The sequence below is a fragment of the Olsenella kribbiana genome (genome assembly GCF_036408795.1).
Classification (GTDB): domain Bacteria; phylum Actinomycetota; class Coriobacteriia; order Coriobacteriales; family Atopobiaceae; genus Olsenella_L; species Olsenella_L kribbiana.
The window spans coordinates 128,471-143,536 of sequence record NZ_JAZGJP010000003.1 but is presented as its reverse complement, the minus strand read 5'-3'; the positions used below and the strand labels follow the sequence as shown (position 1 = coordinate 143,536).

14 protein-coding genes are annotated in these 15,066 nt (G+C 61.8%); 9 read left to right on the top strand and 5 right to left on the bottom strand.

Features of this window, described 5'->3' with window-relative positions; all coding sequences use genetic code 11:
* Positions 1 to 76: 76 nt before the first annotated feature.
* Positions 77 to 886: a phosphatase gene (locus tag VXJ24_RS03475; protein WP_330971530.1), complete on the top strand. Its 810-nt coding sequence runs from the start codon at positions 77 to 79 to the stop codon at positions 884 to 886.
* A gap of 54 nt (positions 887 to 940) precedes the next feature.
* On the opposite strand, the gene VXJ24_RS03470 is transcribed toward VXJ24_RS03475, so the two are convergent.
* Both VXJ24_RS03470 and VXJ24_RS03465 read right to left on the bottom strand, forming a co-directional pair.
* Positions 941 to 1,720 carry an exodeoxyribonuclease III gene (locus VXJ24_RS03470; RefSeq protein WP_330971529.1) on the bottom strand — a complete coding sequence of 260 codons (780 nt, stop codon included), beginning with the start codon at positions 1,718 to 1,720 and terminating at the stop codon, positions 941 to 943.
* A 54-nt stretch (positions 1,721 to 1,774) separates the two neighbouring features.
* Positions 1,775 to 2,674: a patatin-like phospholipase family protein gene (locus VXJ24_RS03465; protein WP_330971528.1), complete on the bottom strand. Its 900-nt coding sequence runs from the start codon at positions 2,672 to 2,674 to the stop codon at positions 1,775 to 1,777.
* Positions 2,675 to 2,737: 63 nt separating this feature from the next.
* Here VXJ24_RS03465 and VXJ24_RS03460 point away from each other — a divergent pair, with 63 nt between their 5' ends.
* The 3 genes from VXJ24_RS03460 (at position 2,738) to VXJ24_RS03450 (ending at position 5,749) form a co-directional block, all read left to right on the top strand.
* Positions 2,738 to 3,478, top strand: coding sequence for an NAD-dependent protein deacylase (locus VXJ24_RS03460; protein WP_330971527.1), 741 nt, complete (start codon positions 2,738 to 2,740; stop codon positions 3,476 to 3,478).
* 114 nt (positions 3,479 to 3,592) lie between these two features.
* The gene (gene folP / locus VXJ24_RS03455) at positions 3,593 to 5,035 is read left to right on the top strand and encodes a dihydropteroate synthase (protein WP_330971526.1); all 1,443 of its coding nucleotides are present in this window, start codon (positions 3,593 to 3,595) and stop codon (positions 5,033 to 5,035) included.
* A 3-nt stretch (positions 5,036 to 5,038) separates the two neighbouring features.
* A complete protein-coding gene (locus VXJ24_RS03450) occupies positions 5,039 to 5,749 on the top strand; it encodes a hypothetical protein (protein ID WP_330971525.1) in 711 nt (236 codons plus the stop codon).
* Here the strand turns inward: VXJ24_RS03450 and VXJ24_RS03445 are convergent.
* Positions 5,746 to 6,528, bottom strand: a complete 783-nt coding sequence (locus tag VXJ24_RS03445) for a type III pantothenate kinase (RefSeq protein ID WP_330971524.1) — start codon at positions 6,526 to 6,528, stop codon at positions 5,746 to 5,748. The two genes, VXJ24_RS03450 and VXJ24_RS03445, sit on opposite strands and share 4 nt — an antisense overlap.
* 195 nt (positions 6,529 to 6,723) lie before the next feature.
* Between VXJ24_RS03445 and rpmE the strand changes: the two genes are divergently transcribed.
* A complete protein-coding gene (gene rpmE / locus VXJ24_RS03440) occupies positions 6,724 to 7,158 on the top strand; it encodes a 50S ribosomal protein L31 (protein ID WP_330971523.1) in 435 nt (144 codons plus the stop codon).
* Between the two features lie 881 nt (positions 7,159 to 8,039).
* Here the strand turns inward: rpmE and VXJ24_RS03435 are convergent.
* Positions 8,040 to 8,843, bottom strand: coding sequence for a trigger factor (locus tag VXJ24_RS03435; protein WP_330971522.1), 804 nt, complete (start codon positions 8,841 to 8,843; stop codon positions 8,040 to 8,042).
* Positions 8,844 to 8,984: 141 nt separating this feature from the next.
* Here VXJ24_RS03435 and VXJ24_RS03430 point away from each other — a divergent pair, with 141 nt between their 5' ends.
* The 4 genes from VXJ24_RS03430 to VXJ24_RS03415 all read left to right on the top strand — a co-directional run bounded on the left by VXJ24_RS03430 (position 8,985) and on the right by VXJ24_RS03415 (position 14,140).
* Positions 8,985 to 11,147 (top strand): DUF6273 domain-containing protein, encoded by a 2,163-nt coding sequence (locus VXJ24_RS03430; RefSeq protein ID WP_330971521.1) that lies wholly within the window; start codon positions 8,985 to 8,987, stop codon positions 11,145 to 11,147.
* A 141-nt stretch (positions 11,148 to 11,288) separates the two neighbouring features.
* On the top strand, positions 11,289 to 12,356 hold the full coding sequence (prfA, locus tag VXJ24_RS03425; RefSeq protein WP_330971520.1) for a peptide chain release factor 1: 1,068 nt from the start codon (positions 11,289 to 11,291) through the stop codon (positions 12,354 to 12,356).
* Positions 12,357 to 12,427: 71 nt separating this feature from the next.
* Positions 12,428 to 13,498: a N5-glutamine methyltransferase family protein gene (locus VXJ24_RS03420; RefSeq protein ID WP_330971519.1), complete on the top strand. Its 1,071-nt coding sequence runs from the start codon at positions 12,428 to 12,430 to the stop codon at positions 13,496 to 13,498.
* 3 nt (positions 13,499 to 13,501) lie between these two features.
* Entirely contained in the window at positions 13,502 to 14,140 is a 639-nt protein-coding gene (locus tag VXJ24_RS03415; protein ID WP_330971518.1) for an L-threonylcarbamoyladenylate synthase, read from the top strand.
* Between the two features lie 74 nt (positions 14,141 to 14,214).
* On the opposite strand, the gene VXJ24_RS03410 is transcribed toward VXJ24_RS03415, so the two are convergent.
* Entirely contained in the window at positions 14,215 to 14,976 is a 762-nt protein-coding gene (locus VXJ24_RS03410) for a MurR/RpiR family transcriptional regulator (RefSeq protein WP_330971517.1), read from the bottom strand.
* Positions 14,977 to 15,066: the final 90 nt, after the last annotated feature.

The window sequence follows — 15,066 nt, the reverse complement described above, 5'->3', positions numbered from 1 at the left end:
CATCCATGCGGTGCCTGCCCCCTTGCCGCTACGATGGGCATGAAAAAGACGATTTCAGCTTCAGAAGGTGTGCTCCATGAATCTGGTCTCAGATGTCCATACCCATACGCTCTTCTCCCGCCATGCCTACTCGACGATCCAGGAGAACGTGACGGCAGCGAAGGCCCAGGGTCTCGAGCTCCTGGGCTCGACCGACCACTTCTCCTCGATGCTCTTTACAGAGCAGGACCTGCGCAACTTCCAGTTCTTCATCAATCTCGACGTCTGGCCAAGGGTCTGGGACGGGGTCTTTGTCCTGCGTGGCTGCGAGGCCGATATCGTCGATATGCAGGGACATCTCTTCGGCTGGGATATCGACGTGCCCACAGGCATCACGGACATGCCGTACCAGAAGAAGCGGAGCCTGAAGGACATGGTCTTCCGCGGCATCGACTATGCAATCGCTTCGGTGCATGGAAAGGCATTTGCAGATGGCGCCGATCCGGTGCAGGTCTCGGAGATGTATATCAAGGCATTGCAGGATCCGAAGGTCGCGATCTTGGGGCATATCGGACGCTCAGGCCTGAAGTTCGAGCTCGATCCCGTGCTTGTGGAGGCAGCTCGCCTCCACAAGATGGTCGAGATCAACGAGCACAGCCTCGATATCTCCCCGTCAGGCAAGATCAGCAAGAAGTGCCGGAAGATTGCCGAACGTGCGGCCGAGCTCGGCGTCCAGATTGCCGTGAGCACGGATGCCCATATCGCGACAGATATCGGGCATCTCGATGCTGCCCGCTCGATGCTCGAAGAGATCCACTTCCCCGAAGAGCTTGTGGCCACGCGCTCGAAGGATGCGTTCCTGAAGGCGCTGAGAGTTGCCAACGTCGCAGATATCCAGATCGACTAGATGAAAGAAGAGGCCGGGTCACCCCGGCCTCTTCTCGTAGCTGCATGTTCTGCGCTAAAGTGCGATATCGAGCTCGATCGGGCAGTGGTCCGATCCCATGATCTCGTCGTGGATCTTTGCGTCCTGGACGCGGTCCTCTGCACCGTCGCTCACGAGGAAGTAGTCGATGCGCCAGCCGATGCCACGGGCACGGGCACGCATGCGGTAGCTCCACCACGTATAGGCACCCTCGAGCGTCGGGTTCGCCTCGCGGAAGACATCGTGGAAGCCGGCAGCGAGGAGCTTCGTGAAGCCCTCGCGCTCCTGGTCGGAAAATCCTGCATTCTCGTGGTTTGTGTCAGGGTTCTTGAGGTCGATCTCCTCGTGGGCGACATTGAAGTCGCCGCAGGTGACGACCGGCTTGTCCTTTGCAAGCTTTGCCAGGAAGTCCGTGTAGGCACGGTCCCACTCCATGCGCTCGTCGATGCGGGCAAGCCCCTGCTTCGAGTTCGGCGTATAGACGCAGACGAACCAGAATTTCGGGAATTCGAGGGCACAGACGCGGCCTTCGTCCTCGGCGACAGGCGAGCCGATCTCGCGGATCACCTGGAGGGGCTCCTCGCGGCTGAAGACCGCTGTGCCGGAATAGCCCTTGCGTGCGGCGTAGCTCCAGGTCTGCGTATAGCCGGGAAGGACGAGCTCGACCTGGCCCTCCTGGAGCTTCGTCTCCTGGATTGCGAAGATATCGGCATCGAGCGATTCGAATATCTCCTGGAAGCTTGGCTCCTTCTTGAGGACGGCGCGCAGGCCGTTCACATTCCAGGAGATGAACTTCTGCGTATGTGTATCACCCATAGGATGCTCCTTGCTGGTTGGAAATGATGCTTCAAGACTAGCGTATCTCAGGCCTCAGCCAAAGAGCCACTGCTCCCATCGGGGCCACTCCTCGACTCCTTGGGCATGTCCCTGTGCATAGGCATCCTCGAGCTTCGGGCGGTCGATCGTCGTGGACTTCACCGGCATGACGCGTGGCCGGACGACAAGGGCGCGTCCTTCCTCTTCCAGCCGGTCAAGCTCATCCAGGCTCTCGTTGTAGCGCTCGTTCCTTGTCTGGAGCGCCTGCTCCAAGGCTTCGTCTCCCTTTGCGATCCTGTGGTAGACGCGGCGCATCAGAGGTGTCGGCTCCTTCTTGCGGTAGCCCTTGGGACGGGTCGCAATGACCATGAGGCGCTTGAAGCCGCGCTCGCGGACCAGGTGGAGCGGGATGCCGGCACCGTCTCCTATGCCGCCGTCAAAGAGCTTGTGGCCGCCCAATACCTGCGGCTCCATCATGCCGGGAAGCGTCGAGCTTGACCAGACTTTCCTCATGAGCTCATGGACATCGGGCATATCGTCCTTCGTCCATACAAGCGTGCGTCCCGTGTTGCCTTCGAAGCACTGGATCGCGATAGGTGTCGGGTTTTTCGCAAACGCCTCGTAGTCGAAGGGCAGATAGCCATCGTCGACGCAGCCGATGTAGTCGTACCATGCATTGAAGTAGCCGTGCCCCGTCAGGAACGAGCGCACTCCTCCTGCCTCGGGCCGCCTGTCTGCGAGCACGATGAAGGCGTTCTTCACGCGCTCCTGGTCTCCCGAGACGAAATCGACCGTATGGCTTGCTCCTGCGCTCACGCCGCAGACGAAATCGAACGATACGCCGTGCTCCAGAAGCACATTGGCAAAGCCTGCGGTATAACTGGCTCGGTAGCCTCCTCCTTCGAAGAGGAGTGCGCAATCGCTCACGTGGCGCTCATGTGCAGCTGTCTCCATGACTGCGACCTTTCTGGAACAGCGCTCATGAGCACTGTGGCATGCGAGAAGGGATGAGGTGCTATGGGAGAATATCTTACCAATCCGGCCGATGCACAGGCTGCGATGAAGAAGGTGATGGAGAAGGCACACCATGCGGTCTTCTTCGGAGGTGCTGGCGTCTCCACGGCAAGCGGCATTCCTGACTTCAGGAGCCCGAATGGCCTCTACAACCAGCGTGGCTACAAGTATCCGCCCGAGGAGATGCTCTCGCACAGCTTCTATATGACGCACAGGGAGGAGTTCTTCGACTTCTATCGCCATGTCATGTGCGTGCCTTCGGCCAAGCCGAACCAGTGCCACAGGAAGCTTGCCGAGCTCGAGCAAGAAGGAAAGCTCGACTGCGTGATCACGCAGAACATCGATGGGCTCCACCAGGCAGCAGGCTCCAGGCATGTGATAGAGCTCCACGGCTCGACGCACCGGAATATCTGCCAGAAGTGCGGAGCAGTCTACTCCGAGGAGTGGATCCTGGATACGGAAGGCGTGCCGAAGTGCCCGAAGTGCGGAAGCGATGTGAAGCCCGATGTCGTGCTCTACGAGGAGAGTCTCAAAGAGGAGAATCTGATCGGTGCCGTGAAGGCAATCCAGAAGGCAGACGTCCTGATCATCGGCGGCACGTCGCTCGTCGTCTATCCGGCGGCGGGGCTAGTGGACTACTTCCAGGGTGACACGCTTGTCGTCTGCAACCTCGAGGCGGGGCCGCGTGACAGTGCTGCAGACCTTATCTGCGCCTGCGATATCGCAAAGACCTTCGACTTCTAAGGTTTCGAAGAACGCACAGGTACGGCCTTCAGCGGCACAAGGTGCGCGCGACGGCTACAATCGAAACCATCCATCTACAGATTCTGCTGCCCTTGCGGCATGGAAGGACCGATCATGCTCAGAGAGAACTATGCCACGTGGCACTGTGCGGGACATGAGATCTCGCTGGCGCGTCCGCACATCATGGGCATCCTCAATGTGACCCCTGACTCGTTCAGCGACGGCGGCAAGCACGCCGACGCCGACTCTGCGATTGCCTATGGCCTCAAGATGCTCGACGGCGGCGCTGACATCATCGACGTCGGCGGCGAGTCCACGCGCCCAGGAGCGACACCGGTCGATCCCGAGACCGAGCTCGCACGCATCCTTCCGGTCGTGCGTGCCTTGGCCGATGCTGGCGCCATCGTCTCGGTCGATACCTACCATCCGCAGGTCGCAGAGGCCGCGCTCGAGGCAGGAGCATCGATCCTGAACGATGTCACCGGCTTCACGGACCCGGAGATGGTGCGTGTCGCTTCCGAGAGCGACTGCGGCCTCATTGTCATGTACTGGAACAAGGAAGGCCTCGGCACCCATGCGACGAGGCGCTCTGTCGAGCTCGACGTGAACAGGCCGAACCGCCCCGTGGCACGCCGCGTTCCTTCGGCCAGGCGCTTCACGCTTCCCGAAGAGGCGCAGATCATGCGTCAGGTCATGGGCTTTCTGGGCGACCAGGCAAGGAAGCTCATGCGTGCCGGCATCGCGCATGACAGGATCTGCATCGATCCGGGTCCTGGCTTTGACAAGTTTGCCGACGAGGATGTCGTGATTCAGCGTGCGACGCCGAAGATGGTGAGCATGGGCTATGCCTATCTCTGCGCACCGTCACGCAAGCGCTTCGTCGGTGCCGTCTCGGGCGTCACGGAAGCAGACAAACGCGATGCTGCGACAATCGGCATCTGCCTGGGTGCGGTCGAAGGCGGCTGCCGGCTTCTGCGTGTCCACAACGTGCCCGAGGTCGCACAGGCCGTCGATGCCTTCTGGGCTGTGCGCCACCCGGATGCACGCCAGGCCTTCATCTCGCTCGGCACAGATATGGGAGATGTGGACGAGCGGCTCGATACCCTGGGCCATGCCTGCCGCCTGATCGACGAGATCCCGCTCACCTGTGTCGTGAACGTGAGCCATGCCTACGAGACCGATCCTGCCTATGGGCTCAAGGATGAGGTCGCGAATGCCGTGGCAGAGATCAGGACGGAGCTTGCGCCGCTCGTGCTCCTCGATGCCCTCATGAAGGTCGAGCAGGAGCTCGGGCGCACACGTCCGGAAGACGGATCGATGGGCCCCAGGACCATCGACTGCGACCTTGCGTGGTATGAAGGGGAGACCCATGCCGGCAACAAGCTGACGCTTCCGCATAAGGGGCTCGGCGAGCGTGACTACGTGCTCGTGCCGATGGAAGATCTGCTCCACGACCCCGTGCGCTTCCTGGCGCACTCCGGCGTCGAGGTGCTGCCGCCTGAAGAGCGCGTGGGGCATGTCCGCCGCGAGCTCGGCCGCATCCTCTGGGAGGCATAAAAGATGGAAGAGATGCCGCTTTCCGGGACCGGTTCCTTCGAGGAGGCACAGGCGAAGGCAGAGGAGGCAGGGCGTGCAGGCGCTCCTGCAGGAACCGCCTTCTTCGCGGTCGCGGAGGAGAAGGGTACGTCGCTTCTCTGCGTCTCGGTCGTGCTTGCGCCGAAGATTCCGATGCCGTACTACGAGAGCCTGCCTGCGGTCTCTGCCCTGGGCGTCGTCGAAGGGCTCGAGAGCGCAGGAGCGCAGGGCCTTTCTGTCGGCTGGCCAGATACGGTGGTCTTCGAAGGCGCGACGGTAGGGCGTGTGCGCGCGAAGGCAGGATATGGAGATGCCGGCATGTTCTGTGCCGCAACGGTCACGCTGACGGCTGCCTCAGCCGATGAATCCGTGCCTGCGCTCGAAGGAGCATTCGGCGGCGCGCTTCCCCAGGCGTCTGCCTTGGCAGAGATCGTGCGCGAGGCGCTGCTTGCTGAGTGCCGCGTCTGGGAGGAGGGCCTGCAGTCGAACGGAGCAGGACCCATGGCGCCAGTGCTCGACCGCTACTTCGACCGCGTCCACCTCATGGGCGAGACCGTCGATGTCGTGTATCCGAACGGACGCGTGCGTGCCCAGGGCCGCTTTGCCGGCATCGATATCTGGGGCAGGGCCACGGTCGTGCTCGAGGACGGGTCTGAGCTCGAGTTCGCTGCCGCAGAGTCCCAGATTCGGGGCTAGGAGTGCCGCTCCTGCGCGGCGTGCCAGATCAGGTAGACGCCCCGAAGCGTCAGGTCGGGGTCGATTGCGCAGAAGAGGTCGGTCGCCTCGCTCACGGTGCGCGCCAAGCCACCCGTGGCGATGACGGGAGCTGAAGGGGCTGCAATCTCGCGCTTGATGCGTGCGACGAGTCCTTCTGCCATAGCGGCGGTGCCGACGACGAGGCCTGACTGGAGCGCGCCTGCCGTATCCTTGCCGAGGGCATGCTCGGGCGCCTCGATCGGGATGCTTGCCAGCTTCGCGGCACGTTCGAAGAGCGCCGCGGCCGAGAGCATGAGGCCGGGAGCGATGGCGCCACCCACGAAGGCACCATCCTTGTCCACGACGTCGATGTTCGTCGCAGTGCCGAAGTCCACGACGATGGCAGGAGAGCCGTAGCGCTCCTTGGCTGCGACGGCGTTGCAGAGGCGGTCCGCACCGATCGTCTCGGGGTAGGGCATGGAGATTTCGAGATCGGGCACGTCTTTGGCAGAGACGATCAGGGGCTCTTGCCCGGTCAGGATCAGGAAGACCTTTCTCCAGGCGCGGGCAAGCGTCGGCACGACGCAGGAGATGCCTGCCGCATCGATTGCAGTGGCGCCGAGGCCTGCTGCAGCGAAGAAGGCATGGAGCTTTGCCAGAAGCTCGTCTGCCGTGTCGGTGCGGTCAGTCTTCAGCCGCCAGCCATGCACATGCTCGCCGCCCGTGCCATAGAGCGCAAGCGTCGTCTGGGTATTGCCTACATCGACCGCGAGAAACATGCGCGACCTTTCTCTCCTGCCACATTTCAGCTCATCAGTATCGCAGATGCGCACCTCAGTGTCTCCATATTCTGCGCGAATGCTTGCACATCAGGCGCGAAAAAGCGTACTATGTTTAACTTGCGAGCCCTGGATACAATCAGGGCCATAGCCCCTCGTCTGGTCGGAAACCAGACCTACCAAAGGAGTCCTGCCATGAAGCAAGGTATTCATCCTCAGTACGTGGAGTGCACCGTTCGCTGCACCTGCGGCAACACGTTCAAGACCCGCTCCACGAAGAGCGAGATTGTCGTCGACCTGTGCGACAAGTGCCACCCGTTCTACACGGGCCAGCAGAAGCTCGTCGACACCGGCGGACGTGTCCAGCGCTTCTCCGACAAGTTCGGCGGAGCAGCAGCTGCACGCCTCGAGGCTGCAAAGGCCGCCAAGGCTGCCAAGGCTGCAAAGGCTGCCGAGCAGGAGGCTGCCCGCAAGGCTGCAAAGGAGGCCAAGGCTGCCGAGAAGGCAAAGCGTGCTGCAGAGTACGCAAAGAAGGCCGAGGCTCAGGCTGCAGCAGAGGCTGCCAAGGAGGCTGCAGAGACCGCAGCTGCCGAGGCAACGAACGCTGCAGAGGCACCCGCTGCAGAGTAGATCTGACTGAGAGCAGATGGAGGAGGGAGTCCGGAATGTCCGGGCCCCCTCCTTTCATGCTGAGGGCCCGTGCGCGATTGACGGGCCGACAAGTACTGGATGATGCGTGAGGTCTTGGGGCTTGGAGGCCTTCGAGGAGCTGCTATGATGTGACGGAGCGGCGAGAGCCGCCAAGCTTGGGAGTATGTCCCCTGGCTGGACCTAGGTTCGCGTGCTGTCACGCGGACTGCAGGTGAAGGCCAGGGGACTTCCATTTTCTAGGTGCCTATGATTTCCCCGAGTAACGCAGGAAGTCGTAGATTCTCACGCACTTGCGGGAGAGCCTGCCAAGGAGGCTGCAGAGACTGCAGCTGCCGAGGCAACGAACGCCGCAGAGGCACCCGCTGCAGAGCAGCTCTGACTGAGGCAGATGGAGGAAGGAGCCCGGGAAACCGGGCCCTCTTCTTTAGTATCGCTCACTACCGCGTGGAGAGAGCTTTGAGGCTGAGCCCTTGCATGCTGTACTCCAAAAGGATTGGTAGATGGCGATTCCTCTTCGAGTTCGCTGCATGCGCCTTACTATCGCTCGCTACCGCCCACTACCGGCTGTGGTGTCGCAGAGGGTTTCAGGTGACCGGCAGCACAGTACCGGACTCTGGCTTTCGGTGCCCGATATGGCGCTGCGGGACTCTTCAGACGTGCTTCTCTGCGGTCATGAGGCCTTTCCACTCGCCGTGGAGCATGGGGAGGATGGATGAGGAGATGGCCTTCACGTCGCAATCTGCCAGGTTGAGGCGCCGTAGCAGAAGACCCGTCTTCTGTGTTCTCTCGCGCCTCGCTACAGACAGCGGGAGCCTTTCTTTCGTCCCTGACCCCCCACGGATCTCTCGAAGGGCCTCTTTTCATGTCTCGGGGAAGAGGCGCTGACGTTCGTGTTCAAGGTCGATATGGGCAAAGGCAGGATATGTCTCGTAGCTTTGCCAGCGCGCCTTGGCTGAAGCCTCTGACTCAGGGACAAGATGGCATTGGCAGCGCTCTGCAAGCAGAAGCGCGCACTTGTTGCGCCGGGCATCTCTGAGAAGGACCGGATAGCTCCCGTCGTGCCTTGCCTGCTGGATGCGTGCCTTGGCCTGCATGGGTGCCATGCGCAGATAGCGCGGAAGCTCTGCCTCGGTGACCTCTATGTTTTCGTGTGCGCCCCAGGCATCGAGCGCAGAAGCCTGTGCGGCCACCTGCGGGGCGAGCTGCGCTGCAAGCTCTTCGGCTGAGGCAACCTTCTGGAGCCTCAATCTCTCCTCGAAGCCTTTGGGGTCATGCGTGCGCTCGGCAGCAAGGCTCTGGAGAAGCCCGAGCCTTACGTGCTCGACCGTCATGTCATCAGGAGGCTCGATGAGCCTTTCTGCCAGCGCCTGGGCGCAGCGGGCGGGCTTCTCTGCAAGCGCCTGATCGTGCTGTGCCTGTACGAGCTGCTCTTTGAGCTTTGCAAGCCAGCCTCTGGCTCCTGTGCCCTCTGGCACATGGAGCGTACCTGCGTGGCTCCTGACCCACTCGTCGGTGAGATCCGGGAGATGTGCTCCCGAAGAGGAGAGATAGGCCTCTGCCGCCGCAAGCACATCCATCTCTCCTGCCTGGGGCACGACAATCTCTATCTCAGGGGGCTCATAGGAGCGCAGACGCGGTCCTCTTGCCCCTTCATCTTCAGCCATGGTCCATCCTTCTTTCAGCGGTACGGGTAGAATCTTCCCTGTCCGGTGTGCAGACATACCCAAGACTTGGCCTTCCGCATGCGCCAAGCGCATGCACAAGGTATCATCGGTTCATACAGAACACGCGGTGAAAGGTGACGCATGAAGTGCAGCAATTGCGGCTATGAGCTTCAGGAAGGCATGAAATTCTGCCCTGAATGCGGCATGAGGGTCAAGGGCACGAAGCATATCAATGCGCCAGGAAAGACGGCCGCGCTCGGCTCTCCCGACGAGACGCATGTGATTCCTGGCGGTGCCTCTGCGATAGTGGCGCCTGATGCAGACAGGACGACCGTGCTGCCCCATGAGGTGGCAGCAGATATCGCATCGGAAGCGACACAGGTCCTGCCGCACGACGTGGCAGCGGACATTGCAGCCGATGCCGCCGAAGAGGGCTCGGCCCCCTCATTCCTGGCTGGCGCAAAGGAGGAGCCTGAGGCAGAGCCCGAGCCTGCAGAAGAGGAAGCTCCTGCCTCTGAGGAGAGCGGGAAGACGCAGGCTGGCAGCAGGAAGGTGACGCTCCAGCGCGGACCCCAGGTGGCCCGCATCCATATCCATGTGCCTGAAGGCAAGAAAGCCCCTGCGGCAGAAGAGCTTGCCGAAGAGGCTCCTGCTCAGGAGACGGCTGTCGAGGAAGCGCCCGCAGAAGAGCCTGTGGCATCAGAAGAGGCTGCCCCTGCTGATCCGTCCGCTGAAGCCGAAGTGCCGGCAGCTGCTTCCGAAGAGCTCGGCGAGATGGCAGAGCCCGCAAGCGAGCCTGCACCTGAGCCTCTAGCCGAAGAGGATGAAGACGACTGGGACGACGAGCCGACGGGAGCCCTTCCGCGTCTCGATGCAAAGGGTGCACCTGCGAAAGAGCCTGAGCTTTCGGAAGCTGACGAGGAGGCGCTCGAGCAGAGGATCGGCGCGCTTTCCGATGAGGCAGACAGGACCGAGGTCCTGACCGATGGAATGGACGAGGAGCTTGCCTCGCACGATGTGGCAGACATCCCCGAAGCAGCACCGGTGAGCGAAGAGGATGCCACAGACGAGAACGAGACTGTCTCCTCGCCTGTACCGCTCTCTCCTGTCGCAGCCCCGCATAGGCATCTCCATGCCGGAGTCCGCCGCATGGAGGCATCCGAAGACCAGCTGCATCCGATCGACGGCTACGTCTCCTGGGACAGCCTCAATGGAATGGACGAGGCACTCGAGGACGAGAGGACGGCTGCTGCCGTGCAGGAGCCGGATACAGAGAAGACGGGCGTCCTGCCGCCAGCACCGGTGGTGCGCAGCCGCAGCGCGAAGCAGGAGGAGAAGCATGCACCGCATGCGATGCCTGTAGCCATTGCAGTGCTCTGCGTCTGCGCGGTCGTGGCGATTGTCGCCTTCGTGCACTCGGGCGCCCTTTTGGGCACGAGCGAGACGACCGAGGAAACCACCTCGGAGCAGGCTGCCACGACAGAGGAGACGTCGCCTGAGCCCCAGGCCGCACTGCCCTCTTCTGCCAAGAGCTTCAGCGAGTACAGCGCCTCCGAGCTTGCGGGCATCGCCCAGGCAATCGAGAAGACGTCCTCGCGCGATGAGGCGCTCTCTGTTGCCGAGCAGTATGGCATCTGCAACGAGGATGGCACGGTCACGACCGAGGCAAACGAAATCACGCTCACGGATGGCACGACAGCCGAGCTCCGTGTCGCTGACATCTATACGGACGATATGGCAGACGGCGGAAAGGCTGGCATAACGTTCCTGCTTTCCGGAAGCTCGCTCACGCATGCGATGAATACGACGGCGACCGACCAGGGCGGCTGGGAGAGCTCCGCGCTCCGCTCCTGGCTCTCCTCCGATGCTATGGATCTTCTGCCGGATGAGCTTGCCACCTACATCGTGCCGGTCGAGAAGATGACGAACAACACGGGCTACACCGTGAACACGGCTGCCGTCACGTCGACCACAGACAGCCTCTGGATTCCGTCCTTCGTCGAGGTCTATGGCACGGTGAACTGGAACTGGGAATCGAGCTACACGTCGAATTACAACACGATCCTCGGGTCTGAAGGCACGCAGTATGCCGTCTTCTCCGAGTCGGGCGTCACGGGCGGCTTCGGCACGGCTTCCGAGGTCGAGGCAAAATCCGGCATCGGCACCGCTACGAACACGTGGTGGACGAGGACCTCGTCTCCGTCCTCCTCTGACCACTTCCGTGCTGTGAGCACGGTCTCCGGCCCCTACGCGGTCGACAATGCTACCCAGGAGCTCGGCGTCGTCGTCGGCTTCTGCTACTAGCAATTGAATATGCACCTGCCGCATCCTTGTGCGGCAGGTGGAGCCATCCGCAAGGCGCATGGAAGTGCCCCTTCGGTGGTACCCTTATGGATGGAAAAGCCACGGCCGCGCCATGCGGCATCATATGCAAGGAGCACAGCCATGCCAGAGAAGCTGAAGAAGCTGGTGGCTGCCTACGAGGAGCTCGAGCAGAAGCTCGGAGACCCGGCAGTCATCGCAGACCCGAAAGAATATGCCCGCCTCGCAAAGGAGCATGCCGACCAGGCAGAGCTCGTCGCAAAGGCGCGCGAGTATCTCCAGGCGCTCGAGGACATCGAGACGGCCAAGGAGATGCTCAAGGAGACGTCCGACCCGGACGACAAGGCAATGCTTCAGGAGGATATCTCCTCGAACGAGGAGCGCCTGCCGAAGCTCGAGGACGAGATCAAGATCATGCTGATTCCGGGCGATCCGAACGACGAGAAGAATACGATCGTCGAGATCCGCGCCGGCGTCGGCGGCGACGAGGCTGCCATCTTCGCAGGCGACCTCTTCCAGATGTACCAGCGCTTTGCCCAGACCCGCAAGTGGAAGATCGAGGTGCTCTCTTCGAGCCCCGGCGAGGCTGGTGGCTTCAAGACCATCGAGTTCAAGGTCACGGGCGACAAGGTCTATTCCGTCATGAAGTACGAGAGCGGCGTGCACCGCGTGCAGCGCGTGCCGAAGACGGAGAGCCAGGGGCGCATCCAGACCTCGACGGCGACGGTCGCCGTCCTGCCCGAGGCAGACGAGATCGATATCGATATCAAGGACGAGGATCTCCGCATCGATACGTACTGCGCCTCCGGCCCGGGCGGCCAGGGCGTCAACACGACGTATTCTGCCGTGCGCATCACGCACCTGCCGACGAACACGGTCGTGCAGTCTCAGGACCAGCGCTCCCAGATCCAGAACCGTGCCGTCTGCATGCAGATGCTGCGTGCCCGCCTCTATGAGATGGAGCTCGAGAAGCAGCAGGCAGAGCAGGGCGCAGAGCGCCTCTCGCAGATCGGCCACGGCAACCGCTCCGAGAAGATCCGCACGTATAACCAGCCGCAGGACCGCGTGACGGACCACCGCATCGGCTTCAATGCGACGTACACGGGTGTCCTCGAGGGCGACCAGCTCGGATCGATCATCGAGGCTCTTGCGGCAGCAGACCGTGCAGAGAAGCTTGCAGAGACCGTCTGATGCCCTCATCTGAATCGTAAGCCATGTGCAGGGCGCCTTTGGGCGCCCTGCTTTCTGAAGGAGCAAAAGCGATGGGAGACGCTGCCTGGACTGTCGGACGCATGCTCAAGTGGTGCACCGACTATCTCGAGGGCAAGGGAGACGAGCATCCAAGGCTTTCTGCCGAATGGCTCATCAGCAATGCGACCGGCCTCTCGAGGGTCGAGATCTATATCAGCTTCGACCGTCCGCTCGACGAGTCGGAGCTTGCTCTCATGCATTATGCGGTGCTGAGGAGGGGCAGGGGAGAGCCGCTCCAGTACGTGACCGGAGAGATGCCGTTTCGGCACATCATCCTGCGCTGCGAGAAGGGTGTGCTGATTCCCCGTCCTGAGACGGAGATCCTCGTCGATGCGGCGCTCGAAGGGGTCGATGAGGCTATGGCGCGCGGAGATGTCTTCGACGATATCGAGCCGAAGCTCGAGGCGCGCGACCAGAAGGCCCAGGAGGCCCGTGCTGCGGCAGAAGAGAAGATCCAGGAATCGACGAAAGATGCAGACGAGCTCGGCGATGACGCTCCGCTCCATGCAGAGGATGCAGAGCTCCTGCCGCTCCAGCAGCATGTGAAGGTGCCGGCAGGTCCCCGTGTGCTCGAGATCGGCTGCGGCACGGGCTGCATTGCCCTCTCCATCGCCTCGGAGCGCCCGGGCGCCCATGTGGTCACGACAGACATCTCGAAGCAGGCGCTGGCCCTTGCCGTACGCAACAGGGATGCCCTCAATCTGAATGACAATGTGGATATCGTCGAAGGAGACCTCGCTTCAGGTGTCGATGAGTCCCTCATGGGTACGTTCTCTGTCCTTGTCTCGAATCCGCCCTATATCCCGACGTCGGTTCTGCCGACGCTTCCCGAAGAGGTCATCGGCTTCGAGCCAGGGCTCGCGCTCGACGGAGGCGCTGACGGCCTCGATGTGTTCAGAAGGATCGTGCCCGTGGCTGAGCATGCGCTTCTGCCGGGCGGTATGCTCGCCGTCGAGCTCTTCGAGGATTCGCTCGAGACCGCAGCTGCCTATGTGCGCGCACGTGACGGCTGGGTCTCAGCCGAGGTGCGCGAGGACTTGACGCACCGCCCGCGCGTGCTTGTGGCAAGAAGGAAGGCATAGGCCATGGAGGAGAAGATGCTTCAAGCTGACCAGATGGCGCCTGCAGAAAGCGCTATCGATGCTATTGCAGGAGTGCTCCTGCACGATGGGGTCTGCGTCCTTCCGACCGACTCGGTCTATGGGCTCAGCTGCCGGGCGATAGCAGGAAATCCGGCGCACAGGCGCATCTTCGAGATCAAGGAGCGTCCGCTCGCGCAGACCCTTCCACTCTTCATCGCAGATGAGTGGGACCTCGACGTGTATGGAAGAGACGTGCCCGCCTGGGCACATACGCTTGCGCAGAAGTACTGGCCAGGAGCGCTCACGCTTGTCGTGCGTGCGTCGGACAGGCTGGCACCTGAATATGTGCAGCAGAGCACCGGCACGGTGGCGCTGCGCGTGCCGGACTCAGGCCTTGTGCGGGCGCTTGTGAGGAAGGTCGGCGCGCTTGCGCAGACGAGCGCCAATACGCATGGAAACCCTGCTGCCACAAAGGCTTCGGAGATCGAGGACAGGCTCTTCGAGCTGGCAGATCTCGTGGTCGATGGGGGAGTGTCGCGTATCGGTGCTGCCTCGACGATCGTCGACTGCACAAAGGGGAAGCCAGAGATTCTGCGTGAGGGTGCCATCACAGGCGCAGACATCGAAGAGGCGCTTGCCTAGCTAAGAGGCAGATTCTGCAGCGCACAATATTCGGGCCCTGTTCCAAGCATGGAGCAGGGCCCGGCTTTTTCTGCCTAGGACTGCTGGGACCGCTTCTTCGGCGCACCGCCTACAAGCATGCAGAAGAAGATCATGGAATGCTGCGGCTCGAGATAGAGCGGAAGCTTCAGGTCTGACCACGTCGGAAGGACGATCACGTCGTCCACATGCTTGCGCTCAGGGTGCTTGGCCGTATTCGCGATGAGCGTGATGTGCGGACGCCTCTTGGGCTCTACGGTCGATGCGGTCGTAAGGAGCTGCTTGAACGTGTCGTTCTTCGCAGAGAAGATGACGACTTCATCTGCGTCCGACATGCAGTGGAGCACTTCGGTCTCGTAGCCGAGCGCGACATAGCGGGCGGGAATCGAATCCTCGAGGAGCCTGCCAGCAAGCATGCGGGCAGGGATGGAGCTCTGGCCGGCGCCGAAGACATAGACATTTCTGGCCTTCTCTATGCGTCCATAGAAGGAAGCGAAGGTCTCAGGTCCTACTGCATCGCTTACCGCCTGCATGAGCCTGGTCAAGCAGGAGATGCGGTCTTCCGGCTCTGCATCGCCTCCGAAGCTCCTGAGCGTCAATGTCTTGTGGAGCTCCATGCGGAACTCTCCGTAGCCGGCAAAGCCAAGCTTCTGGCAGAAGCGTGAGACGGCGCTCTGGGAGACGCCGAAGCGGCGGGCAAGCTCGTTGCTCGTGCATCCGAGTATCGCATCGGGATGCTCCTGGACGATGCGGCTCACGGCCTGCTCAGCAGGCGTGAGGGAGTCCTTGTGAAGCGCTATCTCGTCGAAGACGTCCATCGCATGTCCTTTCCCGCATCAGGCATCACATACATTATGTTCCATACCGTACCATCATGAAGCGGCCTCGGTTTTTGAGCCGGGGCCGCA